This is a genomic window from Kluyvera cryocrescens NBRC 102467, from assembly GCF_001571285.1.
Taxonomy (GTDB): Bacteria; Pseudomonadota; Gammaproteobacteria; order Enterobacterales; family Enterobacteriaceae; genus Kluyvera; species Kluyvera cryocrescens.
Genome location: NZ_BCTM01000017.1, coordinates 16,188 through 38,667 on the forward strand (window position 1 = coordinate 16,188; position 22,480 = coordinate 38,667).

Sequence of the window (22,480 nt, forward strand, 5' to 3'; positions counted from 1 at the left end):
CCGGGAGCGCGTGTTGTTGTGGTCTTAAAGGGCCGTCAGGCCCTTACTGTTTTTCAGGTGGCGTGTAGCCTTCAATGTGCACATCTTTACCTTCAAACAGGAAATTGACCATTTCCTCTTCCAGCAGTTTGCGGTGCTCGACGTTCATCATATTGAGTTTCTTTTCATTGATGAGCATGGTCTGCTTATGCTGCCACTGTTTCCAGGCCTCTTTCGAGATCTCGTTATAAATGCGTTTGCCCAGTTCGCCCGGGTACAGCTGAAAATCCTGCCCTTCGGCATCTTGCTGCAGGTAAGTACAAAAAATCGTTCTGCTCATAATCAATCCTCTTATGGCGCCAAACTCTAAACGAGTGAATCGGCGCGTAACTGCTGCAACAGGCGCTCAACCGGTGCGGCCAGCCCTACAGAGGGCGGCTGGGCTAAGTTATACCAGAGAGCGCTGCCTTCATCCATGCATGACGTCACTGAGGACACACTAAGCCACATTGGCACAATGTCCAGATGGAAATGGCTGAAAGTATGGCGAAACGCGGTGAGCTGGGTCAGCGTATCGGCTGGGATCTGCCGTTCGTTCAACCAGTCGCGCAGCGCCTCCTCATCCGCAAACTGCGGGAAACAGTATAGACCGCCCCACAGTCCGCTAGGCGGACGCTGCTGTAAAAACACCTCGCTGCCCTGCTGCATCATCAGAAAATAGCCGGTACGCTCCGGAATGGTCTGCTTCGGTTTTTTGCCCGGATACTGCGCCCAACTGCCGTTCGCTGACGAAACGCAGCCATTGTCCAACGGACACAGCGAGCATTTCGGTTTTGAACGGGTACAAACCATTGCGCCCAAATCCATCATGGCCTGGTTGAAGCGTGAAACGCCTTCGGCAGGGGTGACCTGCTCGCTAAGTTCCCACAGCCGCTTCTCGACCTCTTTTTTCCCCGGCCAGCCGTCCACCGCATAGCAGCGGGCCAGCACGCGCTTGACGTTACCGTCGAGGATTGGGAAATGCTTACCGAGCGAGAGTGACAATATTGCGCCGGCGGTAGAGCGGCCAACGCCGGGCAGCGCCGCCACTTCCTCGAACGTTTCCGGGAAGCGCCCGTGGTGCAGCGTGGCGACCTGCTGCGCGGCCTTATGCAGGTTGCGCGCACGAGCGTAATAGCCCAGCCCCGTCCACAGATGCAGTACATCGTCTAACGGCGCGTTGGCCAGATCGGTGACCGTCGGAAAACGTGACATGAAACGTTCAAAATAGGGGATAACCGTGGCAACCTGCGTTTGTTGCAACATGACCTCAGACAGCCATACTTTGTAGGGCGTCTTTTCAATTTGCCAGGGCAGGGTTTTACGCCCGTATTTGTCGTACCAGTCCAGCACCTGGGCTGAAAATTGCGCGGCTTGCATGGTCAAAGCAGGGATTCCACTCTTGTTATAATGAGGGGCCAAATTGCAGCACAGCGGCACTATGCTGTAAACAGGAACTTTCCGGTGCTTGCATCCGGCAACTAACTTTGGATAATGCCCGTTTCCCGAACACTCTCACAAGCAGACTTATTTTATGAAGAACGACGTCATTTCACCGGAATTTGATGAGAACGGCCGCCCACAGCGCCGTATTCGTAGTTTTGTTCGTCGCCAGGGGCGACTGACGAAAGGGCAGGAGCACGCGCTGGAAAACTACTGGCCGGTGATGGGCGTTGAGTTCAGCGAAGAGCCTGTCGACTTCGCCGCGCTGTTTGGCCATGACGCGCCAACCACGCTGGAGATTGGTTTTGGTATGGGCGCCTCGCTGGTGGCTATGGCTAAAGCGCGCCCGGATCAAAACTTCCTCGGTATCGAAGTGCACTCGCCGGGGGTTGGCGCCTGCCTCGCGTCGGCTCATGAAGAGGGTGTCGATAACCTGCGCGTGATGTGTCACGATGCGGTGGAAGTACTGCACAAAATGATCCCTGACAACTCTCTGAACATGGTTCAGCTCTTTTTCCCTGACCCATGGCACAAAGCGCGTCATAATAAACGCCGTATCGTTCAGGTTCCGTTTGCTGAGCTGGTGAAAAGCAAACTGAAGCTGGGCGGCGTGTTCCACATGGCGACCGACTGGGAAGCCTACGCGGAGCACATGCTGGAAGTGATGTCCTCGCTGGACGGATATCTGAACCTGTCTGAGAGTAAAGATTATGTACCGCGCCCGGAATCGCGCCCGGTAACCAAATTTGAACAACGTGGTCATCGTCTTGGCCACGGCGTATGGGACTTAATGTTCGAGAGGGTGAAATAAATGGCAAAGAATCGTAGCCGTCGTTTGCGTAAAAAAATGCACATCGATGAATTCCAGGAGATCGGTTTCTCAGTAGCATGGCGTTTCCCGGAAGGGACCAGCGAAGAGCAGATCGACCAGACCGTCGATCAGTTTATCGACGAAGTCATCGAGCCGAACAAACTGGCGTTTGATGGCAGTGGCTACCTGGCTTGGGAAGGTCTGATTTGCACCCAGGAAATCGGCAAATGCACCGAAGAGCACCAGGCTCAGGTACGTAAATGGCTGGAAGACCACAAGTTCGAAGAAGTACGCACCAGCGAACTTTTCGACGTTTGGTGGGACTAATAGCGTATACGGGGCCAGCATTTGCTGGCCCGATTTGTCTTGAGGGAAAGTAATGATGCGCAAAACGCTGCTAACGGCAGTTCTCACGTTCACGACGATGGCCGCCCACGCTGACTATCAGTGCAGCGTGACTCCCCGTGATGATGTTGTCCTCAACCCGCAGACGGTGAAGGTGAAGGGGGAGAACGGCAATCTGGTCATTACCCCGAACGGTGACGTAACCTTTAACGGTAAGGCGTACGCGCTCACTGCCGCCCAGCGCGAGCAAGCGAAAGATTATCAGACCGAGCTGCGCAGCGCGCTGCCGTGGATTGATGAAGGTGCCCGTAATCGTGTCGAAAAAGGCCGCGTGGCGCTGGATAAAATTATTGCGAAAGAGGTGGGAGAAAGCAGCAATATGCGCGGTCGGTTGACCAAGCTTGATGCCCAGCTCAAACAGCAGATGAACCGTATTATTGAACATCGTACCGATGGCTTAACCTTCCACTATAAAGCTATCGATCAGGTGCGTGCCGATGGGCAGCAGCTGGTGAATCAGGCGATGGGCGGTATTCTGCAAGACAGTATTAATGAAATGGGTGCCAAAGCGGTGCTCAAAGGCGGCGGTAACCCGCTGCAGGGCGTGCTGGGCAGCTTAGGCGGCCTGCAAACCGCCATTCAGAACGAGTGGAAAAACCAGGAAGCGGATTTCCAGGCTTTCGGCAAGGATGTCTGCAGCCGCGTGGTGTCGCTGGAAGACAGCCGCAAAGCGCTGGTTGGCACCCTGAAGTAACAGCTTATCGGCTACCTGTGTTCTGCAGGTAGCCAAAAACCACGTTCATTTAGCCTTGTTACATCAGCCCCAGTAGCTGCGGTATAAACAGCGAAATCTGCGGGATATAGGTAATCATCATCAGTGCCACCAATAGCGCGAAGTAGAACGGCAGTAGCGGTTTAATCAGCTGTTGGATCTTCACCCCGGAAATCGAGCAACCGACAAACAGCGCGCTACCGACAGGCGGCGTCAGTAGGCCAATGCACAGGTTGGCGACCATCATGATGCCGAAATGTACCGGGTTCATGCCTAGCTCTTCAGCAATAGGCAGGAAGATTGGCGTGAAGATCAGTACCGCCGGCGTCATGTCCATGAAGATACCGACGATCAGCAGCACGATGTTGATAAGCAGCAGGATCACCATCGGATTCTCAGAGATCCCCATCAGTGTGTCGCTGATCATATAAGGGATATCCGCATTGGTCATTGCCCACGACATCCCGACGGAGAATCCGATCAGCAGCAGCACTATTGAGGTGGTGACCACCGATTCCAGAATCAGTTTAGGCAGATCGCGCCACTTCACTTCGCGATAAATCATTACCGACAGAATAAAGGTGTATACCACCGCAATGGCGGACGCCTCGGTGGCCGTGAAGATCCCGCCTAAAATGCCCCCCATCACGATAATGACCAGCAGCAGGCTCGGTAGCGCATCGAAGAACGCTTTCGCCGCCTGGGCGCAGGTAGGGCGTTCAGAGACCGGATAGCCGCGGCGTTTGGCGATAATGGCGCAGACCGTCATGATTGCCAGCCCCATCAAAATGCCAGGCAGATAGCCGGCCATAAACAGCGATGCTACCGACACGCCGCCGGCGGTGAGGGAGAAGACAATCAGCACGTTAGACGGTGGGATCAGCAACCCGGTGATGCATGACGACACGTTGACTGCCGTGGAGAACGCCGGGTCATAGCCTTTCTTAGTCTGAATGGGATGCAGAGTGCCACCGACCGCCGCCGCCGCGGCAACCGCTGAACCGGAGATGGAACCAAACATCATATTGGCGAGGACGTTAACGTGGCCGAGGGAGCCGGGAACGCGGCCAACCATCACTTGTGCCAGGTTTATCAGGCGTATCGCAATGCCGCCGCTGTTCATCAGCGTGCCGGCAAAGATGAAGAACGGAATCGCCAGCAGGGCAAAGTTATCGAGCCCATTAGCCAGACGCTGGGCCACGGTAATCGCTGCAATATCCCATGGGAACATCAGCAACATCGAGGCGACGGTGGCAATGCCGATAGAAAACGAGATGGGCACGCCAATAAACACCAGCACGAAGAACGAACCAAAAAGCGTTAATGCAATATACCCGTCCATCAGCAGGCTCCTTCGGGCTGTTTCAGGCTGCGTAAGCCGTTGGTGATAAACCATAATGCGTAAAACATCATGATGATGCCGGTCAGCGGCAGGATCAGATAGACGTAGCCCATCGGGATCTGCATGGCGGCAGAAACCTGAGAGGTCGCCAGCGTTTTGGCGATGAGCTTCACGCCGCCGGTGACAATCACCGCGCCTGAGAAGATAAAGATCAGCAGATTAATCACCACGCCGAGTAGCTGTTGTTTGCGCGGCGTAATCGACATCGCCAGCAGATCGATAGCCAGATGGCGCTGTGCGCCAACGGTATAGGCGGCGCCGAGCAGGCCGACCCAGATCATCAGAAAGCGGGCTAACTCATCGGTCAGCGTGCTGGGCTGGTTTAAGACGTAGCGGCTGAAGACCTGCCAGACGACGCAGACAACCAGCGCGATCATCACCGCCACCGAGAATGCGGCGATCAGGCGATCCACCGCCTGTTTAATGCGGGAGAATAGAGTCATGAGATATCCTGGTGAAAGCGGGCCAGAAGCTGGCCCGAAAGGGTTTTACTGTGCGGCGGCTTCAAATCTGGCCAGCAGCGCGGCCTGCTTTGGATCTTTACTGAAATCATCAAACAGCGGTTGGACGGCGGCGCGGAACGGGGCTTTATCGACCTTAACGATCTCACCGCCCATTGCTTTGGCCTGGGCGCGGGTGTCGGCGTCAATTTTATCCCATAGCGTCTGCTGATAGGCTTCGGACGCCGTCGCCGCTTTGGCGAGGATCTGCTGCTGCTCTGGCGTCAGTTTGTCCCAGGTTTTGGTTGAGATGACCAGGAAGTCAGGGATGGAAGCGTGTTCATCTTCTGAGAAGACTTTAGCAATCTCGATATGGCGGGTCTGGACCCACGACGGCACGTTATTTTCTGCGCCATCGACCACGCCTTGCTGCATCGCGGTATAAACTTCGCCAAATGAAATAGGCGTTGGCGAGCCACCCATTAATTCAATCATTTTAATTGTGGTAGGGCTTGGCTGAACGCGTATTTTTAAACCTTTTAAATCTTCAGGTTTCGTGATCGGCTTTTTGGCATAGAAACTGCGGGTTCCTGCGACGTAGGCGGAAAGCGCAAAGAAACCTTTTTCTTTGGTCGTGGTCATAATGTCTTTACCCACCTCGCCAAATACCACTTTATTAAAGTGCGCTTGGTCTTTAAATAAGAAAGGTAAATTATAGATGGCGTAAACATTATCGAAGGATTCAAGATCGCTGGCGGAACCTTTGGTCATATCCAGGGCACCATTTTGCAATAATTCCATGGTTTCACGCGCGCTGCCCATTTGGCTGCTGGGATAAATTCGAATCGTCATTTTGCCATCGGAGAGCTGTTTGACCTCTTTGGCCATTGCTTCAAACGCCTGGTGTACAACGTGGCTGCGTTCGAGATTATGCGCTAGCTTTAGCGTCACTTTTTCGGCGGCAGAAGCACCGGTAGACAGCAGCGCGAGAAGCGACGCGCAAACCAAAGATTTTGTAAAAGAGAGAGGTTTCATTAATAAGCTCCATGCACATTGATGATCGCGGTATATATCTATCGGGGTGATTTATTTTTCTGTATGACATATTAACCTGGTTGTCCGACAACTTTACTGTGCCTCGCGTGAATTTCTACACTATCTGCATGGTTAATGTGTTTTTTGTGCGCTGGATTAAATTAATTAGCTATGACTAAGACGCTATTAATATTTAATTGAAGTGTTATGTTGGTTATTATTCGAAAAGAATGCTGGAGATGCTTCGAAATAACCGAGCGATATAATTCGCTATTACCATTATTCGGTAATAGCGAATTATCATGACGGTTTATTCGCTGAGAAATAACTCGAGCAGGGAGTTTAAAAATAGCTTTCCGTGTTCGGTTATCTGCCAGTACTGCTCGCACTCGGTCAGATAGTTCTGCGCCAGTGCTTCATCGAGCTGTGGGCGAATGACGCTCTCATCCAGGCCGGTATAACGGCTAAACTCGGCGCGGGGTGCCGGTTCCAGCAAACGGAAACGGTTCATAAAGAACTCAAACGGCTTGTCGCTGTTTTCCACATCGTGCTGGCGTTCCAGATAGCGACCTTCCATATAACCGCGAGGATGACGGGTTTTTGCCGTACGCAGAATGCGGCCATCGGGGAACGTCACCTTACCGTGCGCGCCGCAGCCGATACCGAGATAATCGCCAAAACGCCAGTAGTTGAGGTTGTGCTGGCACTGGTAGCCCGGCTTCGCGTAGGCCGAGGTTTCGTACTGCTGGTAGCCTGCGGCAGTCAGCAACTGATGGCCCTGTTCGAAGATATCCCACAGGTCGTCATCATCCGGCAGTACCGGCGGACGCGAACCAAACAGGGTGTTGGGCTCGATGGTTAACTGATACCAGGAGAGATGCGGCGGCGCAAGCTCAATCGCCTGGCGCAGATCGTCCAGCGCCTCTTCCAGCGACTGATCCGGCAGCCCATGCATTAAATCGAGGTTAAAACTACGCAGCCCCAGGCCGGTTGCCAGACGCGCAGCACGCTTGGCTTCTTCTGGCCCGTGGATACGACCCAGACGCTTGAGTTTGGGTTCGCTAAAACTTTGTACGCCGATAGAGATGCGATTCACCCCTGCGCGCTGATACTCCACGAAGCGGTCTGCTTCCACCGTTCCGGGGTTGGCTTCCATGGTAATTTCCGCATCGGCGGCCAACGTCAGACGGGCACGCACGCCGTCCAGCAAGGTTTGCATCGCCGGGCCGGAGAGCAGGCTCGGCGTACCACCGCCGATAAAAATGGTCTTGACCTCACGTCCCTGCGCGTAGGCAACATCCGCATCTAAATCGCTCAACAGGTGCTGCACATAGTCATCGTGCGGCACTTCGCCTTTCAGCGCATGCGAGTTGAAGTCGCAGTACGGGCATTTTTGCACGCACCACGGGATATGAATGTAGAGACTCAGCGGCGGCAAATTAACCATTACGTAGGGCTTCCAGTAGCAGCTTCAGCGCCTGCCCGCGATGGGAGATGGCAATCTTCTCTTCACGCGTGAGCTCGGCGGCCGTTTTACCTTCGGATGGCACGAAGAAAATAGGATCGTAGCCAAACCCGCCGGCACCGGCCGCGGTACGCGCGATGACGCCTGGCCAGCTACCGTGGCACACCAGCGGCGTTGGGTCGTCGGCGTGGCGCAGGTAGACGAGCACGCAGTGGAACTGCGCCTGGCGCTGTTCGTCGGGGACATCTTTCAGGGCGTCCAACAGCTTTTCAAGATTCTGCTGGTCGCTGGCGTCCACGCCGGCGTAGCGAGCGGAGTAGATCCCCGGTGCGCCACCGAGCACGTCAACCGCGAGGCCGGAGTCATCGGCAATGGCCGGCAGGCCGGTCACCTGAGCGGCATGGCGCGCTTTCAGGATCGCATTCTCAATAAAGGTCAGTCCGGTTTCCTCGGCCGACTCAACGCCAAGTTCGGTCTGCGCGACGACATCCAGACCAAAATCGGCGAGCAGCGAGGCGAGCTCGCGCACTTTACCGGCGTTACCGGTAGCGAGAACAACTTTTTGCATGGGATATCCTAATTTGTCAGGGCGTCGACGCCCGATGGGATCTGTTGCGGATGAATAATTTTAACCTGTTTATGCCGCCCCAGTTCACCTTTCTCAATGATGACCTGGCTTTTGGCGACCTTAAACTGTTTGGCGAGATACTTCACCAGATGGGCATTGGCCTGCCCATCAACGGGAGGGGCGGTAATGGCGACTTTTAGCTCGTCGCCATGAACCCCAACAATCGCGTCGCGGCTGGCCTTTGGCTGAATATACAGCCGCAGAACCAGCCCATCATCACAGGCAGTGACGGCACTCATAGCGCCATCCACAGCCCCGGCAGCAGCATATTACCGGTGGCCTGAAGCACCTCGGCGATGCCCATGTTAATGACGTACAGCAGCAGGACCAGAACCATCGGCGAGAAATCGATCCCGCCCATTGATGGCAGCAGACGACGAATCGGACGTAACAGCGGCTCAGCCAATTGCATCAGCACAAACTCAACCGGGCTGCGGCCCTGGCTGACCCAGCTCATGATAGCCATCAGCAGCAGTACCCAGAAGATCAGCAGACCAATGGTTTTGAGCAAAATAAGGACCGCGGAGATCCAGATAATCGGCTGGAAGGTGATGACCATAAACAGCACGATGGCTTTTGCCACGCACAGTATGAAGGCCAGCAGCAGCGACGCGCTGTCCAGCGGCCCCATTGGTGGAATAATACGGCGCAGCGGCCCAACAACCGGCTGGGTAATTTTCACCACGAACTGCGAGAACGGGTTGTAAAAATCACAGCGTGCCCACTGCATCCAGACGCGAAGCAGTAGCACCATAGTATACAGTTCAAAAACTGTGGAGAGCAGGAAGGTCAACGTCTTCATGGCGTTTCTTGAGGTCCCTTATTTTTTTGTGTAATCACGCGCACCGAAAATCGCGGTGCCGATGCGTACCATTGTACTACCTGCCGCAATCGCGGCCTCCATGTCGTCAGACATGCCCAAAGAGAGGGTGTCTACGGTCGGATACTCCGCCTTGAGCCGGGCCAATGCTACTGCCATTTGGCTGGCGACGGCAAACTGCCTTGCGTATTCATGTTCCGGTGCCGGAATGGCCATCAGACCGCGCAGGCACAGGTTTGGCAGCGCCGAGACTTCGGCAGCCAGGCTATCCAGCGCGTCCAGCGCAATACCGGATTTGCTCTGCTCATCGCTAATGTTTACCTGAATCAGTACGTTGAGCGGTGCCATTCCGGCTGGGCGCTGTTCACTCAGACGAGTCGCAATCTTCAGGCGATCGACGGTGTGGCACCAGTCAAAATGTTCGGCGACGAGGCGACTTTTATTGGACTGCAGCGGGCCAATAAAGTGCCATTGCAGCCCGCTCTCGCCTTTTTCGCGGAAGTGGAGGATTTTTTCCACCCCTTCCTGAACATAGTTTTCACCAAACGCCGTTTGGCCAGCCGCAACCGCTTCTTCGACGGCGCTCGCAGGTTTTGTTTTACTCACGGCAAGCAGCGTAACTTCTTCTGAAGCACGGCCGCAACGCGTTGCTGCTGCTGAGATTTTTTCCCTGACCTGTGCCAGGTTATGCGCAATATCGTTCATATGTTCTGGTGGGTCTATGGATATACAAGAAATTGTGGCGCTTAGTGTAAAGCATAACGTCTCGGATCTACACCTGTGTAGCGGCGGAGCGGTTCGCTGGCGTCGGGTTGGGGCGCTGGAAATGGCGCCGTTTACGGCAGCGGAACCGGATACGCTGCTGGCGCAGTGGTTGAGCGAAGAGCAACAGCGGGAGTGGCGGGAGTACCGGCAGCTTGATTTCTCGGTGTCTTTAGAAAGCTGCCCGCGCCTGCGTGCCAGTGCGTATGCCAACAGTAGCGGTATTTCGCTGGTTCTACGGCTGCTGCCTACTCGCTGCCCTACGCTCGCCGAGCTGCATACACCGGTAGCGCTGTTGGAACTGCTACACGAAGAGAGCGGGTTAATTTTGGTCACCGGCGCGACGGGGAGCGGGAAATCGACTACGCTGGCGGCAATGGTGGATTATCTTAATCACCATGTGTCAGGGCATATTCTGACGCTCGAAGATCCGGTGGAATTTCTCCATGCCAGTGCGGGGTGTTTGATTTCTCAGCGCGAGATAGGCCAGCATGCGCCGTCTTTTGCCCAGGCGCTGCGGGTAGCTTTGCGTCAGGATCCTGATGTGATTCTGCTCGGCGAGCTGCGCGATAGCGAAACTATTCGCCTGGCCCTCACTGCGGCAGAGACCGGGCATCTGGTATTGGCAACCCTGCATACCCGCGATGCCGCCCAGGCAATCGAACGTTTGGTCGATGTTTTCCCCGCGCAGGAAAAGGAGCCGGTACGCAGTCAGCTGGCAAATTGTCTGACCGCGGTGGTCGCACAAAAGCTGCAACCCGACGGGCAAGGGAGGCGGGTGGCCTTATTTGAGATGCTGGTCAATACGCCCGCCGTGGGTAATCTCATTCGTGAAGGTAAAACGCACCAGCTTACGGGCGTTATGCAGACCGGATTACAGTCAGGGATGCAGACTTTTAGCCAAAGCTACCAGCAACGTATAAAGGCAGGTATGCTGCGAAAGAGTGAGTCTGCCTAACCTCTAATCAGTAACGAGGTCTGCAAAAAATGAAATAATGGTTCATTAAAGCATTTTAATGGCTAGCATAACGATTTAGTCAGTAATGTGATGAATGTTTTGTTTCCTAAATAATATTGAATTAATAATCTGTTTATTAATCGGAAGTTGTAAACTTTATTTTTATCACTGTTGCGCGAATGTATTTTTTTGTAATTCTGGCGTAATTTTTAAACAGGCGGAAACAAAACTTCCTACGACATTTGTTCTAATATGGTTACATCGAGATAAACCATTAAGACGAGATTAATGTGAATGGCTGATTACATTATGTTGCGTAGGCTTACAAAAAAAGGTTGATATTCTTTTGACACTTCCAAGGACTTCGTTCTATCCTATTTGTGTAATTAGGACTAATCTTATGAAATAAGGTTTCACATACTGAGCGGTTCTTATTATTAATGGTATTAGGTTTGCCTTTGCTTTGACTTATTTAATCACCATGATGGTGGATATGAACTATGGAGAGTTTCGAAATGTTTGAAGTGACAGAGAGTGTATCTAATTCCCGTAAAATTATTTTAATCACCCATCCGTCCGTGCAAGCAAACGCGTTTGCAAACTACCTTACTGATTTACTGTCAGTTTCTGTCGATGTTCATAACATCAACAAGCCTCTGGTACAGCGCCTGAACAAAGGCTCCGTGGTATTGTTCGATATCGCAGTTTCCAACAAAAAACTCAACGGCATCTGGCGTGATATTATTCGCACTCAGTTTGATGCTCCGCGTCTGCTGATTATTAACAGCGCGCAGAAGTATGAATTATACGAAATGGCACAGTGGCCAGCATTGTACGGCGTATTCCGTCACGACGACGAAGAATCGCGCTTAATTGAGGGCGTCAAAGCGGTCTTAAACGGCGAGCAGACGGCTGAATTGAGCGTGATGCACCCGGCAATGTATGCCGTTGAACATACTCCAGATACGAATGATAGCGTGCCGCTGACTGAGCGTGAATGTGAAATTCTGAACGAACTGCGCCATGGTGCAACCAATATGGATATTGCTCGCGCTTTGTTCATTAGCGAAAATACCGTACGTACTCATCTGTATAATGTTTTCCGCAAACTGAGCGTGAAAAACAGAACCCAGGCGGTGAGCTGGGCGAACGAAAACCTGCGTCACTAATCGACACACCTCTCCGACATAAATTAAGTTGCAGAAAGGCAGTCAGCGACTTTGATACGCGATGGCTGCCAACGTGCCGATAACTTGATGCAGTGCGAGTCACGCTATTTGGCGAGCTCCCGGGAAGCGATTCCCGGGGGCCGTCAGCCTAGAAACCCTGCTCGAAAAAGCTTTCCAGAATCACCACGGCAGACGCTGAGTCGACGCTGCCTTTATTCAGTGCGCGGAACCCGCCGCGTTCAAATAATCCCGCACGTGCTTCCACGGTACTCAATCTTTCATCGTGCAGCGTAATTGCCACACCAAAGCGACCATGAATTTTATTGGCAAAGTTACGCGCCCGCGCGGTTAACGGCTGCTCTGTACCATCCATATTCAGCGGTAGACCCACGATCACCGCTTCTGGCTGCCACTCTTTGAGCAGGCGGCCAATGATATTCCAGTCCGGCGTGCCGTCCTGGGCCTTGATAGCCGTCAGCGGACGAGCGGTTCCGGTGATACGTTGGCCAATAGCTACGCCAATGCTGCGGGTGCCAAAGTCGAATGCCAGCAGTGTTCCACTCATTATGCGTGCCCCGCGGTGCCTGACATGGTCAGGATATTGATACCAATAAGCTTAGCTGCTTCTTTCCAGCGATCGCTAATCGGGGTTTTAAACAGAATATTTAAATCTGCCGGAGCGGTAAGCCAGGCGTTATCAAGGATCTCCTGCTCAAGCTGGCCTTTCTCCCAGGATGCGTATCCGAGGGCGACCAGTACATCCGATGGCTGGCGTTCGGTACCCAGCGTTTCCAGCACGTCACGCGAAGTGGTGACGATAGTGTTATCAGAGATGCGAATGCTGGAAGAGAACGCTGCCGGAGGCGTATGCACGATAAAGCCGCGATCTTCTGCCAGTGGGCCACCCAACATCACCGGTTTATCAAGGCGAATGGAAGGATCGCGTGGTTCAGGCGTGATCTTTAGCTTTTCGAGGATCCCCTCGATCTGCAAATTATCCAGTGGTTTATTGATGATGATCCCCATCGCACCGTCATCGTTATATTCGCAGATGTAGACCACGGAACGACGGAAGATAGGATCCTGAAGGGTTGGCATAGCAATGAGGAAATGATGCTGTAAATTCATTATCAGAGATTCTTGTCCTGTTTCAAAAAGCAGCAGCACCCAGTATGAGGGGAAAGCGCACTGCTGTCACCAGGCTTGCCCGGTAGTAGAGTGGGCGATGGGCCTGGCTGGCGGCGGGTTCCCTCCCGCCGTTTAAAGACAACGCTTTATTTTTGCAGACGTTTTTCGATAGCGTCCATCAACATGCCGGTGATGGAAATCGGATATTCCGCTTCGATTTCACGCACGCAGGTTGGGCTGGTGACGTTAATTTCAGTCAGACGGTCGCCGATGATATCGAGGCCAACGAAGATCAGACCTTTCGCTTTCAGCGTAGGGCCGACTTTACGAGCAATCGCCCAATCGCTTTCGCTTAATGGACGCGGCTCGCCGCGGCCACCGGCGGCCAGGTTGCCGCGCGTTTCGCCGCCCTGCGGAATACGGGCCAGGCAGTAAGGCACCGGCTCGCCGTCAATCACCAGCACGCGTTTGTCGCCGTCTTTGATGGCCGGGAGGTAGTTTTGCGCCATGCAGTAGCGGCTGCCCAATTCGGTCAGGGTTTCGGCAATTACGCCAATATTCGGATCGCCTTCTTTCACGCGGAAGATCGATGCGCCACCCATACCGTCCAGCGGCTTCATGATGATATCGCCGTGTTTTTGCCAGAACGCTTTCAGCTGCGCTTTGTTACGGGTGACCAGCGTTTCCGGCGTCAGGTCGGAGAACCAGGCGGTAAACAGCTTCTCGTTACAATCGCGCAGGCTCTGCGGTTTATTGACGATGAGCGTGCCTTGCTCTTCTGCGCGCTCCAGAATATAGGTCGCGTAGATAAATTCAGTATCGAACGGCGGATCTTTGCGCATCAAAATGACGTCAAGATCGGCCAGCTTAATCTCCTGCTCACTGCCGAACTCGTACCATTTGTCGTAGTTCTGCTCAACGCTCAGTAGACGCGTGCGCGCATGCGACACGCCGTTTTCCAGATACAGATCGTTCATCTCCATATAGTGGAGTTCGTATCCGCGGCGCTGGGCTTCCAGCAGCATAGCGAAGCTGGTGTCTTTCTTGATGTTGATGCTTGCGATGGGATCCATCACGATGCCGAGCTTGATCATTATTGTTCTCCTTTAACCCAAATCGCCAAAGCGCACCTGCAGTGCGGTGATGGCGGTGAGTGCGGTAGTCTCTGTGCGCAAAACGCGAGGCCCCAACAGAATATCAGTAAACTGGTAGCGTGCGGTCATGGCAATTTCATCCGCGGACAGCCCTCCTTCCGGGCCAATCAGCAAGCGTACGCGCTCAACCGGCTGCGGCAGGGTATTAATGCTAGCGCTGGCGCGCGGATGGAGGTTCAGCTTTAACGCGTCATCCTGCTCGGCGCACCACTCTTCGACATCCATTGCCGGGCGAATTTCCGGTACAACGTTGCGACCGCACTGCTCACAGGCGGCAATAGCGATTTTTTGCCACTGCTGGAGCTTCTTATTCAGACGCTCGGCATCCAGTTTAACCCCGCAGCGCTCAGAAAAAAGTGGCGTAATGAGGCTTACACCCAGTTCTATCGATTTCTGGATAGTAAATTCCATTTTGTCGCCCCGCGACATCACCTGGCCGAGATGAATATGCACCGGTGATTCCCGATCGTCCACCGCGCCGCGCTGGATCTCGACCATGACATTTTTTTTGCTGGCATCGGTAATGACAGCGTCAAAAACCTGATTACTGCCATCAAATAGCTGAATTTCCTGGCCCTTACCCATGCGCAGGACGCGGCCAACGTGGTTAGCAGCATCGTCGCACAGAGGGATCTGCGTGCCGACGGTAATCGGTTCCGGGTGATAGATGCGGGGGATACGCATAGTCTGACTTCCATCTGTAGCGGTGCCCTCAGCTTATGAAGAGGGCAGGGAAAATAAACGATTGCCGATAGTGTAAACACAAAATCATCCAAGATGCATCAAGGCGGCAAGAGAGTCCCCCGATAACCTTACTCAAGAAAGTCATTTGGGGGAGCGAACGCAGTCAACGCCGAGGCATCCTGGAGAATAATGTATATGAGGTTAGCTCTTTTGCGCCTGACAAGCCTGCTGGACATAAGGATTATGGTTGCCCTGCACTTTAGCGATACGCTCGTCGCGCTGGCACTCCCAGTGGCTGACCGGATACATTTTATCCCAGGCGTTGAACAACTGGGTTTGCTGGCGAGAAAGAGTGAGGCTGTAGCGGTCGCGCATATAGAAGTAAATGCGGGCAATCGCGCCACGCGAACGTTCCGGCGGCTCAGCGACTTTAGCTTTGAAATCAACCTTCATGCCGCACTGACCGTACTGGCCTTCGCCACCGTTCCACTGACTGTACATAAAGTTACCGCGGTCGCCGTTAACCTCACCGACGGCGGGCTGCAGGTTATGCATATCGCTTTCCATTTTGCGATATTCCGGATCTTTGGCGCAGTTTTTTCTGCCACCGTCCTGCCAGCACTGGCGCTGATGGCCAAACTGCCACGCCGGCACGACGTGTTCCCACTCGACCCGGCTGGCGCGGTTTTCATTTTTACGGACTTTATAGCCGCAGGACTCCAGATCGATGACGCCTTTCTTACCCTGCCAGTTGATTTTACAGCCGCAGTAAAAGTCGCCGGGAACGTCGTTATTAACTTTTACACCCGCCGTTTTGGCCTGGGAAAAACTATTGATACCTTCGGCGAATGCCTGGCCTGAAAGCGCCGTCGCCAGAAACGCGGCGGCAAAAGACAATTTACGGTACATCACGAACTCCATCTCAAATCGAGCCCGCAACGTAACGAATGTGGTTGCCAGATGCAATCAGTTAGAACGGAAAACTTCCTGATATTTCCAATGGTTACATTTCTGCAACTAATGGCTCGCCGCAGTGGACGCAGCGATAGGTGGCTTCACCGCGCAGCACGCGGTTATGACGCCGGACGGTCAGTTGGTGTAGCTGGCAGCGGCAACGATAGGGGAAGGTTTGGCGGCGCACGGACTCCAGTTCAAACTGGTGCGTACGACGAGCCGGAACGCCAAGCACGCTTTCCATCATCCACTTCCACTCTTTGCCGTGCGGCGCCACGCGGCCAAAGTGTTTCCATACCAGCAAATGGGCCAACTCATGTGGTACCACTTCATCAATAAACGCCTGCTGATTTTCCTGCAATAGCACAGGATTCAGGCGGATCTCATACTGCTGAAGCCATGCGGTACCGGCGGACGTCCCGCGCTGCTGATAAACCAGTTTGGGCTCCGGGTAATTTCGGCCCAGCGCGAGGTTGGCCTGGGCGAGTTTTTCCCGCAGGCTGCGCATGACGTTTTGCTGGATGGCGATAGGAATTCGAGGGCTTTTCATAACGGCTGAGGATAAAACGTGAGGCGGGGTGGTGCAAGGGGAAGCTTCCTCCCGCAGGAGGAAGCGTCATTCAGGGTTAGTCGCGTGCGCCAATTTCGCGCAGCGGACGGCCTTGCATCAGATTGCGTTCAATGTGTTCCAGAGAGACGTTTTTGGTTTCTGGAATCAGCCACAGGGTCAGGAAGATGAACAGCACGTTCAGACCACCGTATACCCAGAACGTATTGGCGCTGCCCAGCGAGTTCAGCATCGTCAGGAAGGTTGCGCCGACGATCATGTTGGCAATCCAGTTGGTGGCAGTCGAGCAGGTGATACCAAAATCACGCCCTTTCAGCGGCTGGATTTCAGAACACAGTACCCAAATCAGCGGACCGGCGCTCATCGCAAAACCGACGATAAACATCAGCAGCATCAGGACAGCCGTGTACTGTGCGGCGGCAGAGTGAATGCCGACGTGCATCATGCTGCCCAGCACGCCCATACCGACGGCCATGACGATAAAGCCAAGGATAAGCGTTGGTTTACGGCCCCAACGGTCAACCAGGCCAATAGCGATAAAGGTCGCCAGCACGTTGGTCAAGCCAACGATCACCGTCCCCCACATCTGTTCGGTGGTGTTGGTATAACCCGCCAGTTCAAAAATCTTCGGCGCGTAGTACATGATGACGTTCATCCCGGTGAACTGCTGCATTACCTGCAACAGAATGCCGAGGAACACCGCGCGGCGGAAGTTACTGTTCTCTTTAAACAGCGCCCAGCCGCTCTGTTTTACCTTCAGGCTTTCACGGATTTCGTCGAGTTCACGTTTGGCTTCTGCGCTGGTATCGCGCAGACGCAGCAGCACGCGTTCAGCATCGTTGAAGCGACGTTTCGCGGCGAACCAGCGTGGGCTGTCCGGCAGGAAAATGACGCCAATCAGCAGCAGAATCGCCGGGATGATGATAACACCCAGCATCCAGCGCCATGCGCCGCTGTAGCTGAAGGCGGTATCGGAGAGATAGGCCCCCAGAATACCGATGGTGATCATTAACTGATACATGGAGATCATGCTGCCGCGAATTTTCTCAGGCGCAATTTCAGACAGATAAAGCGGCGCGGTATAGGATGCAACACCCACGGCCAGACCCAGCAGCACGCGGGATACCAGCAGAACTTCGACGTTTGGCGCGGCGGCGGAGAACAGGGAACCGGCAACGAACAGGATTGCACCGATCATCAGGCTTTTCTTACGGCCTAAACGGAAGGAGAGCCAGCCGCTGCCTACGGCACCCACCGCAGCGCCGAACATCATGGAGCTCACTACCCACTCCTGGGTGTGTGCGCTGAGCTGGAAATCGGTAGTAATAAAGGGCAATGCACCGGCAATAACGCCGATATCAAGGCCGAACAGCAGTCCGGCCAGAGCGGCTAAGAAACAGACAAAAAAGGTCATTGTCTTGTTAGAGCGACCCTGTTTTTTATTGTTAGGCATTATGCCCTCCAGTTGAGTCATTGATTTTGTAATGCTTAGGGTAGGAGAGTACGAAGTAAAAAAATGTGATAACAATCACGACTGTGTAATCGGTTACACTGACGTTTTGGTTAAAATTAGGTTAAATCATAATAAAATCAAATGCGTTCATCTGTTTTATCCAGATGATAAAAGCAAATAATGAGAATTAACTGAAACACAACGCATAAAGATGAAAAGGCGTTTCAATGCGATATCACAAGGCTTTATCCACGCCATTCTAATTATGTAATCGCTTTCATTAGTTTGTGTGGAAATGTAAATTCATACGTAGAAGGGGGATGAGCAGGCATAAAAAAAGCCAGCACGAGGCTGGCTTTTATCGAGGCGGTGGGGGCTTATTTCAGGCCAGCCGCTTCGCGCAGTTGGGCTGCTTTGTCGGTTTTTTCCCATGGGAAATGTTCACGACCGAAGTGACCGTATGCGGCTGTCTCTTTGTAGATTGGGTGCAGCAGATCCAGCATCTGAATCAGGCCGTATGGACGCAGGTCGAAGAACTCACGTACCAGCAGGGTCAGCTGTTCAGTTGGCACTTTTTCGGTGCCAAAGGTTTCAACCATGATGGAAGTTGGTTCGGCAACGCCGATCGCGTAAGAAACCTGAATTTCGCAGCGGTCAGCCAGGCCTGCGGCAACGATGTTCTTCGCGACGTAACGCGCAGCGTAAGCGGCGGAACGGTCAACTTTAGACGGATCTTTACCGGAGAATGCACCGCCACCGTGACGAGCCATGCCGCCGTAGGTATCCACGATGATTTTACGACCGGTCAGACCGCAGTCGCCCATTGGGCCACCGATAACGAAACGGCCGGTTGGGTTGATGAAGAATTTGGTTGATGCGTTCAGCCACTCGGTTGGCAGAACCGGCTTGATGATCTCTTCCATCACCGCTTCCTGCAGCGATTTCTGATCGATGCTTTCAGCGTGCTGGGTAGACAGCACTACCGCGTCAATACCGACAACTTTGCCGTCGTCGTACTGGAAGGTCACCTGGCTTTTTGCATCCGGGCGCAGCCACGGCAGGGTGCCATTTTTACGCACTTCAGCCTGACGCTGCACCAGACGGTGTGCGTAGGTGATTGGTGCTGGCATCAGCACGTCGGTTTCGTTGGTTGCATAGCCGAACATCAGGCCTTGGTCGCCCGCACCCTGTTCCAGCGGATCGGCACGGTCAACGCCCTGGTTAATGTCAGGAGACTGTTTACCGATAGCGCTCAGTACCGCACAGGAGTTGGCATCAAAGCCCATATCCGAATGCACATAGCCAATATCACGAACGGTTTTACGGGTGATCTCTTCGATATCAACCCAAGCGCTGGTGGTGATTTCACCGCCAACCAGCACCATACCGGTTTTGACGTAAGTTTCGCACGCTACGCGGGCTTTTGGATCCTGCTCGAGGATAGCGTCCAGCACGGCGTCAGAAATTTGGTCCGCAATTTTGTCAGGATGCCCTTCGGATACAGACTCGGACGTAAAAAGGTGTTTTGCCATATTTAATATCACCCAATAGGAATTTGGTTAGCTCGAACTGTCGTGCTGCATAGTCACGATGGAGGATTCTACCACGGACTTATCGCTTTCTGTCACTGGCAGTCTGAGTGTTAATCAGTATAGATGGATTAACATCTGGACGGCTATTTTAGGTCACATCTTCACCTCATTGCCAGTTTTTTTTGAGATGGCTCTCATTCTGCTGTTCAATAGAATGGAAATTTTTCCTGACACTGTCGTCAATGTGCACATTTATATTTTGCTTTTTCGCCGCCTTATCGGTATAAAACGCCGCGCGCGGCTCATACCAATAAGCACACGTCATTTTCACGTGTCGCCACTTCCAGCCGGGCTAAAACTTTTGCTTTGGCTTGTTGGTCCGTTCTTTCAGGGCGGCCGTGGAGGTGATACGAGATAATGAACCGTTGTATTCTGCCGATTTTGTCGTGCCGTTCTGGCGCGAACATACCCCCCGCAACTCCCATTTCTGCATTGCATACCAGCCGATGTTATACCCATTTCGGCGCTTCTCAGGACTCCAGAGCCGGTAGGTAACTGAAGACTGAACAAGGGCGCTCTTGCTTGTGGCAAGGGTTTTCTCGTGGTTTCGCTGAACCGTCATACCAGGTTCAGGTACGTGTTTTACAATGATATGAATAAGAAACCGGTCGCACAGTCGGTGCGTCAGCATGTTCTGCTGGCTAATCCGTCTGCTTATGGGTTGTTATCGCAACGTTACGCTGCGATAGTAGTTAACTGTTTTACACTTGTTATAAATAATTGAGGTTCGCTATGTCTGACGACATTTCATTGGATTCGCTTTCGTCAGCAGGCGAACGCGGTGTACTACGTTCCATGCAGGAGGTTGCGATGAGCTCCCAGGAAGCCAGCAAAATGCTACGCACATACAACATTGCCTGGTGGGGCAATAACTACTACGACGTCAACGAGCTTGGCCACATCAGCGTCTGCCCGGACCCTGATGTTCCGGATGCCCGCGTCGATCTCGCTGAACTGGTGAAGGCCCGTGAAGCGCAGGGGCAACGTCTACCTGCGCTGTTCTGCTTCCCGCAGATCCTGCAGCATCGTCTGCGCTCGATTAACGCCGCGTTTAAACGCGCCCGTGAATCCTATGGCTATAAAGGCGATTACTTCCTGGTCTACCCGATTAAGGTGAACCAGCATCGTCGCGTGATCGAATCGCTGATCCACTCCGGTGAACCGCTGGGGCTGGAAGCTGGCTCGAAAGCCGAGCTGATGGCCGTGTTGGCGCATGCAGGTATGACGCGTAGCGTGATCGTCTGTAACGGTTATAAAGACCGTGAATATATTCGTCTGGCGCTGGTCGGCGAGAAGATGGGCCATAAGGTCTATCTGGTTATCGAAAAGATGTCCGAAATCGCCATCGTGCTGGAAGAGGCCGAGCGCCTGAACGTGGTTCCGCGTCTGGGTGTGCGCGCCCGTCTGGCATCGCAAGGCTCCGGTAAGTGGCAGTCTTCCGGCGGTGAAAAATCCAAGTTCGGCCTCGCGGCCAACCAGGTGCTTCAGTTGGTCGAGATTCTGCGTGAACGCGGCCGCCTGGACAGCATTCAACTGCTGCACTTCCACCTCGGCTCGCAGATGGCCAACATTCGCGATATCGCCACCGGCGTGCGCGAGTCCGCCCGTTTCTACGTTGAACTGCATAAGCTGGGTGTGAATATTCAGTGCTTCGACGTCGGCGGTGGCCTGGGCGTTGACTACGAAGGTACGCGTTCGCAGTCTGACTGCTCCGTGAACTACGGGCTGAATGAATACGCGAACAACATCATTTGGGCGATTGGCGATGCCTGTGAAGAGCATGGCCTGCCGCACCCGACGGTGATTACCGAGTCGGGCCGTGCGGTAACCGCGCACCATACGGTGCTGGTCTCTAATATTATCGGCGTTGAGCGTAGCGAAAACACCGAGGCCACGCCTCCGGCTGAAGACGCCCCGCGTGCCCTGCAAAGCATGTGGGAAACCTGGCAGGAGATGCATGAGCCGGGCACTCGCCGCTCGCTGCGCGAATGGCTACACGACAGTCAGATGGATTTGCACGATATCCACGTCGGCTACTCTTCAGGCACCTTTAGCCTGCAGGAGCGAGCGTGGGCGGAACAGCTCTATCTGAACATGTGCCATGAAGTGCAAAAACAGCTCGATCCGAGCAACCGCGCGCACCGTCCGATTATCGACGAGCTGCAGGAGCGTATGGCGGATAAGATTTACGTCAACTTCTCCCTGTTCCAGTCGATGCCGGATGCGTGGGGTATCGATCAGCTGTTCCCGGTGATGCCGCTGGAAGGGCTGAATCAGGCACCTGAACGTCGTGCAGTGCTGCTGGATATTACCTGTGACTCCGATGGCGCTATCGATCATTATGTCGATGGCGATGGTATTGCCACCACGATGCCAATGCCGGAATACGACGTCGATAACCCGCCGATGCTGGGCTTCTTTATGGTCGGCGCGTATCAGGAGATCCTCGGTAACATGCACAACCTGTTCGGTGATACCGAAGCGGTTGACGTGTTCGTCTTCCCTGACGGCAGCGTGGAAGTTGAGCTGTCCGATGAAGGGGATACCGTGGCGGATATGCTGCAGTACGTACAGCTCGATCCGAACACGCTGTTAACCCAGTTCCGCGACCAGGTGAAAAACACCGATCTGGACGCTGAGCTGCAGCAGCAGTTCCTGGAAGAGTTTGAAGCTGGACTGTACGGCTATACTTATCTCGAAGACGAGTAAGTTAACCCTCCCTATCTCAGGGAGAGGGGACAAGCGCACATCGCTTGTATCCGCACAAAATAACGGCGATAATTCGCCCATATAAGCAGTTACCCAAATCAATCCCTTCCTCGTCGGGCCTAACGACGCGGAGGGGATTTTTTTTAGCATGATTTTACAAGAGGTCAGCA

At 53.6% G+C, this 22,480-nt stretch carries 26 protein-coding genes; 8 read left to right on the forward strand and 18 right to left on the reverse strand.

Features of this window, described 5'->3' with window-relative positions:
• Window positions 1-43: 43 nt before the first annotated feature.
• Both KCR01S_RS13385 and mutY read right to left on the reverse strand, forming a co-directional pair.
• On the reverse strand, window positions 44-319 hold the full coding sequence (locus KCR01S_RS13385; RefSeq protein WP_061283220.1) for an oxidative damage protection protein: 276 nt from the start codon (window positions 317-319) through the stop codon (window positions 44-46).
• A gap of 26 nt (window positions 320-345) precedes the next feature.
• Window positions 346-1,398, reverse strand: coding sequence for an A/G-specific adenine glycosylase (mutY, locus tag KCR01S_RS13390; protein ID WP_061283221.1), 1,053 nt, complete (start codon window positions 1,396-1,398; stop codon window positions 346-348).
• Between the two features lie 154 nt (window positions 1,399-1,552).
• Here mutY and trmB point away from each other — a divergent pair, with 154 nt between their 5' ends.
• The 3 genes from trmB to KCR01S_RS13405 are packed head-to-tail and all read left to right on the forward strand — an operon-like array spanning window position 1,553 to window position 3,371.
• Window positions 1,553-2,272 carry a tRNA (guanosine(46)-N7)-methyltransferase TrmB gene (gene trmB, locus KCR01S_RS13395; protein ID WP_061283222.1) on the forward strand — a complete coding sequence of 240 codons (720 nt, stop codon included), beginning with the start codon at window positions 1,553-1,555 and terminating at the stop codon, window positions 2,270-2,272.
• Window positions 2,273-2,599: a YggL family protein gene (locus KCR01S_RS13400; RefSeq protein WP_052281933.1), complete on the forward strand. Its 327-nt coding sequence runs from the start codon at window positions 2,273-2,275 to the stop codon at window positions 2,597-2,599. It abuts the gene before it with no gap.
• 52 nt (window positions 2,600-2,651) lie between these two features.
• Window positions 2,652-3,371 carry a YggN family protein gene (locus KCR01S_RS13405; RefSeq protein ID WP_061283223.1) on the forward strand — a complete coding sequence of 240 codons (720 nt, stop codon included), beginning with the start codon at window positions 2,652-2,654 and terminating at the stop codon, window positions 3,369-3,371.
• Between the two features lie 58 nt (window positions 3,372-3,429).
• Here the strand turns inward: KCR01S_RS13405 and KCR01S_RS13410 are convergent, their stop codons facing one another.
• The 8 genes from KCR01S_RS13410 to KCR01S_RS13445 form a co-directional block, all read right to left on the reverse strand.
• Window positions 3,430-4,731 carry a TRAP transporter large permease gene (locus KCR01S_RS13410; protein ID WP_061283224.1) on the reverse strand — a complete coding sequence of 434 codons (1,302 nt, stop codon included), beginning with the start codon at window positions 4,729-4,731 and terminating at the stop codon, window positions 3,430-3,432.
• Window positions 4,731-5,234: a TRAP transporter small permease gene (locus KCR01S_RS13415; protein ID WP_061283225.1), complete on the reverse strand. Its 504-nt coding sequence runs from the start codon at window positions 5,232-5,234 to the stop codon at window positions 4,731-4,733. Before KCR01S_RS13415 ends, KCR01S_RS13410 begins: the two co-directional genes overlap by 1 nt.
• Before the next feature lie 45 nt (window positions 5,235-5,279).
• On the reverse strand, window positions 5,280-6,266 hold the full coding sequence (locus tag KCR01S_RS13420) for a TRAP transporter substrate-binding protein (RefSeq protein ID WP_061283226.1): 987 nt from the start codon (window positions 6,264-6,266) through the stop codon (window positions 5,280-5,282).
• A 310-nt stretch (window positions 6,267-6,576) separates the two neighbouring features.
• The gene (gene hemW, locus KCR01S_RS13425; protein WP_061283227.1) at window positions 6,577-7,713 is read right to left on the reverse strand and encodes a radical SAM family heme chaperone HemW; all 1,137 of its coding nucleotides are present in this window, start codon (window positions 7,711-7,713) and stop codon (window positions 6,577-6,579) included.
• Window positions 7,706-8,299 (reverse strand): XTP/dITP diphosphatase, encoded by a 594-nt coding sequence (locus tag KCR01S_RS13430; RefSeq protein ID WP_061283228.1) that lies wholly within the window; start codon window positions 8,297-8,299, stop codon window positions 7,706-7,708. The genes hemW and KCR01S_RS13430 overlap by 8 nt, the downstream gene beginning before the upstream one ends.
• 8 nt (window positions 8,300-8,307) lie before the next feature.
• The gene (gene yggU / locus KCR01S_RS13435; protein ID WP_061283229.1) at window positions 8,308-8,598 is read right to left on the reverse strand and encodes a DUF167 family protein YggU; all 291 of its coding nucleotides are present in this window, start codon (window positions 8,596-8,598) and stop codon (window positions 8,308-8,310) included.
• On the reverse strand, window positions 8,595-9,161 hold the full coding sequence (locus KCR01S_RS13440) for a YggT family protein (RefSeq protein ID WP_061283230.1): 567 nt from the start codon (window positions 9,159-9,161) through the stop codon (window positions 8,595-8,597). The genes yggU and KCR01S_RS13440 overlap by 4 nt, the downstream gene beginning before the upstream one ends.
• 18 nt (window positions 9,162-9,179) lie before the next feature.
• Complete coding sequence (locus tag KCR01S_RS13445) at window positions 9,180-9,884, reverse strand: YggS family pyridoxal phosphate-dependent enzyme (protein WP_061283231.1); 705 nt, start codon at window positions 9,882-9,884, stop codon at window positions 9,180-9,182.
• Window positions 9,885-9,900: 16 nt separating this feature from the next.
• On the opposite strand from KCR01S_RS13445, the gene KCR01S_RS13450 reads away from it, so the two are divergent.
• Window positions 9,901-10,899: a type IV pilus twitching motility protein PilT gene (locus KCR01S_RS13450; RefSeq protein WP_061283232.1), complete on the forward strand. Its 999-nt coding sequence runs from the start codon at window positions 9,901-9,903 to the stop codon at window positions 10,897-10,899.
• Between the two features lie 515 nt (window positions 10,900-11,414).
• Entirely contained in the window at window positions 11,415-12,068 is a 654-nt protein-coding gene (locus KCR01S_RS13455; protein WP_061283233.1) for a LuxR C-terminal-related transcriptional regulator, read from the forward strand.
• 148 nt (window positions 12,069-12,216) lie between these two features.
• Here KCR01S_RS13455 and ruvX read toward each other — a convergent pair whose 3' ends face one another.
• From ruvX to metK, 8 genes are all read right to left on the reverse strand, one after another.
• On the reverse strand, window positions 12,217-12,633 hold the full coding sequence (ruvX, locus tag KCR01S_RS13460) for a Holliday junction resolvase RuvX (protein WP_052281945.1): 417 nt from the start codon (window positions 12,631-12,633) through the stop codon (window positions 12,217-12,219).
• Entirely contained in the window at window positions 12,633-13,196 is a 564-nt protein-coding gene (locus KCR01S_RS13465) for a YqgE/AlgH family protein (protein ID WP_061283234.1), read from the reverse strand. Before KCR01S_RS13465 ends, ruvX begins: the two co-directional genes overlap by 1 nt.
• Before the next feature lie 146 nt (window positions 13,197-13,342).
• Window positions 13,343-14,290 (reverse strand): glutathione synthase, encoded by a 948-nt coding sequence (gshB, locus tag KCR01S_RS13470; protein WP_061283235.1) that lies wholly within the window; start codon window positions 14,288-14,290, stop codon window positions 13,343-13,345.
• 12 nt (window positions 14,291-14,302) lie between these two features.
• Window positions 14,303-15,034 carry a 16S rRNA (uracil(1498)-N(3))-methyltransferase gene (rsmE, locus tag KCR01S_RS13475; RefSeq protein ID WP_061283236.1) on the reverse strand — a complete coding sequence of 244 codons (732 nt, stop codon included), beginning with the start codon at window positions 15,032-15,034 and terminating at the stop codon, window positions 14,303-14,305.
• 201 nt (window positions 15,035-15,235) lie between these two features.
• Window positions 15,236-15,943 (reverse strand): deoxyribonuclease I, encoded by a 708-nt coding sequence (gene endA / locus KCR01S_RS13480; RefSeq protein ID WP_061283237.1) that lies wholly within the window; start codon window positions 15,941-15,943, stop codon window positions 15,236-15,238.
• Between the two features lie 94 nt (window positions 15,944-16,037).
• Window positions 16,038-16,538, reverse strand: a complete 501-nt coding sequence (locus tag KCR01S_RS13485; RefSeq protein WP_061283238.1) for a SprT family zinc-dependent metalloprotease — start codon at window positions 16,536-16,538, stop codon at window positions 16,038-16,040.
• A gap of 76 nt (window positions 16,539-16,614) precedes the next feature.
• The gene (locus KCR01S_RS13490) at window positions 16,615-18,009 is read right to left on the reverse strand and encodes a sugar porter family MFS transporter (protein WP_061283239.1); all 1,395 of its coding nucleotides are present in this window, start codon (window positions 18,007-18,009) and stop codon (window positions 16,615-16,617) included.
• Between the two features lie 377 nt (window positions 18,010-18,386).
• A complete protein-coding gene (metK, locus tag KCR01S_RS13495; RefSeq protein WP_061283240.1) occupies window positions 18,387-19,541 on the reverse strand; it encodes a methionine adenosyltransferase in 1,155 nt (384 codons plus the stop codon).
• 417 nt (window positions 19,542-19,958) lie between these two features.
• On the opposite strand from metK, the gene KCR01S_RS25870 reads away from it, so the two are divergent.
• The 3 genes from KCR01S_RS25870 (at window position 19,959) to speA (ending at window position 22,310) form a co-directional block, all read left to right on the forward strand.
• Complete coding sequence (locus KCR01S_RS25870; protein ID WP_420883587.1) at window positions 19,959-20,096, forward strand: hypothetical protein; 138 nt, start codon at window positions 19,959-19,961, stop codon at window positions 20,094-20,096.
• A 97-nt stretch (window positions 20,097-20,193) separates the two neighbouring features.
• On the forward strand, window positions 20,194-20,325 hold the full coding sequence (gene yqgB / locus KCR01S_RS24240; RefSeq protein WP_072129037.1) for an acid stress response protein YqgB: 132 nt from the start codon (window positions 20,194-20,196) through the stop codon (window positions 20,323-20,325).
• Between the two features lie 8 nt (window positions 20,326-20,333).
• Complete coding sequence (speA, locus tag KCR01S_RS13505) at window positions 20,334-22,310, forward strand: biosynthetic arginine decarboxylase (RefSeq protein WP_072129034.1); 1,977 nt, start codon at window positions 20,334-20,336, stop codon at window positions 22,308-22,310.
• Window positions 22,311-22,480: the final 170 nt, after the last annotated feature.

Excerpts from the sequence above, each read along its gene's own strand:
- endA (WP_061283237.1), bottom strand. The coding sequence starts at position 15,943 with ATGTACCGTAAATTGTCTTTTGCCGCCGCGTTTCTGGCGACGGCGCTT.
- KCR01S_RS25870 (WP_420883587.1), top strand. The coding sequence starts at position 19,959 with ATGAACCGTTGTATTCTGCCGATTTTGTCGTGCCGTTCTGGCGCGAAC.
- hemW (WP_061283227.1), bottom strand. The coding sequence starts at position 7,713 with ATGGTTAATTTGCCGCCGCTGAGTCTCTACATTCATATCCCGTGGTGC.
- KCR01S_RS13420 (WP_061283226.1), bottom strand. The coding sequence starts at position 6,266 with ATGAAACCTCTCTCTTTTACAAAATCTTTGGTTTGCGCGTCGCTTCTC.
- ruvX (WP_052281945.1), bottom strand. The coding sequence starts at position 12,633 with ATGAGTGGAACACTGCTGGCATTCGACTTTGGCACCCGCAGCATTGGC.
- yqgB (WP_072129037.1), top strand. The coding sequence starts at position 20,194 with ATGAATAAGAAACCGGTCGCACAGTCGGTGCGTCAGCATGTTCTGCTG.
- speA (WP_072129034.1), top strand. The coding sequence starts at position 20,334 with ATGTCTGACGACATTTCATTGGATTCGCTTTCGTCAGCAGGCGAACGC.
- KCR01S_RS13385 (WP_061283220.1), bottom strand. The coding sequence starts at position 319 with ATGAGCAGAACGATTTTTTGTACTTACCTGCAGCAAGATGCCGAAGGG.
- KCR01S_RS13405 (WP_061283223.1), top strand. The coding sequence starts at position 2,652 with ATGATGCGCAAAACGCTGCTAACGGCAGTTCTCACGTTCACGACGATG.
- metK (WP_061283240.1), bottom strand. The coding sequence starts at position 19,541 with ATGGCAAAACACCTTTTTACGTCCGAGTCTGTATCCGAAGGGCATCCT.
- KCR01S_RS13465 (WP_061283234.1), bottom strand. The coding sequence starts at position 13,196 with ATGAATTTACAGCATCATTTCCTCATTGCTATGCCAACCCTTCAGGAT.
- KCR01S_RS13445 (WP_061283231.1), bottom strand. The coding sequence starts at position 9,884 with ATGAACGATATTGCGCATAACCTGGCACAGGTCAGGGAAAAAATCTCA.
- KCR01S_RS13440 (WP_061283230.1), bottom strand. The coding sequence starts at position 9,161 with ATGAAGACGTTGACCTTCCTGCTCTCCACAGTTTTTGAACTGTATACT.
- KCR01S_RS13415 (WP_061283225.1), bottom strand. The coding sequence starts at position 5,234 with ATGACTCTATTCTCCCGCATTAAACAGGCGGTGGATCGCCTGATCGCC.
- KCR01S_RS13450 (WP_061283232.1), top strand. The coding sequence starts at position 9,901 with ATGGATATACAAGAAATTGTGGCGCTTAGTGTAAAGCATAACGTCTCG.
- KCR01S_RS13400 (WP_052281933.1), top strand. The coding sequence starts at position 2,273 with ATGGCAAAGAATCGTAGCCGTCGTTTGCGTAAAAAAATGCACATCGAT.
- trmB (WP_061283222.1), top strand. The coding sequence starts at position 1,553 with ATGAAGAACGACGTCATTTCACCGGAATTTGATGAGAACGGCCGCCCA.
- KCR01S_RS13455 (WP_061283233.1), top strand. The coding sequence starts at position 11,415 with ATGTTTGAAGTGACAGAGAGTGTATCTAATTCCCGTAAAATTATTTTA.
- gshB (WP_061283235.1), bottom strand. The coding sequence starts at position 14,290 with ATGATCAAGCTCGGCATCGTGATGGATCCCATCGCAAGCATCAACATC.
- yggU (WP_061283229.1), bottom strand. The coding sequence starts at position 8,598 with ATGAGTGCCGTCACTGCCTGTGATGATGGGCTGGTTCTGCGGCTGTAT.
- rsmE (WP_061283236.1), bottom strand. The coding sequence starts at position 15,034 with ATGCGTATCCCCCGCATCTATCACCCGGAACCGATTACCGTCGGCACG.
- KCR01S_RS13485 (WP_061283238.1), bottom strand. The coding sequence starts at position 16,538 with ATGAAAAGCCCTCGAATTCCTATCGCCATCCAGCAAAACGTCATGCGC.
- KCR01S_RS13490 (WP_061283239.1), bottom strand. The coding sequence starts at position 18,009 with ATGCCTAACAATAAAAAACAGGGTCGCTCTAACAAGACAATGACCTTT.
- KCR01S_RS13430 (WP_061283228.1), bottom strand. The coding sequence starts at position 8,299 with ATGCAAAAAGTTGTTCTCGCTACCGGTAACGCCGGTAAAGTGCGCGAG.
- KCR01S_RS13410 (WP_061283224.1), bottom strand. The coding sequence starts at position 4,731 with ATGGACGGGTATATTGCATTAACGCTTTTTGGTTCGTTCTTCGTGCTG.
- mutY (WP_061283221.1), bottom strand. The coding sequence starts at position 1,398 with ATGCAAGCCGCGCAATTTTCAGCCCAGGTGCTGGACTGGTACGACAAA.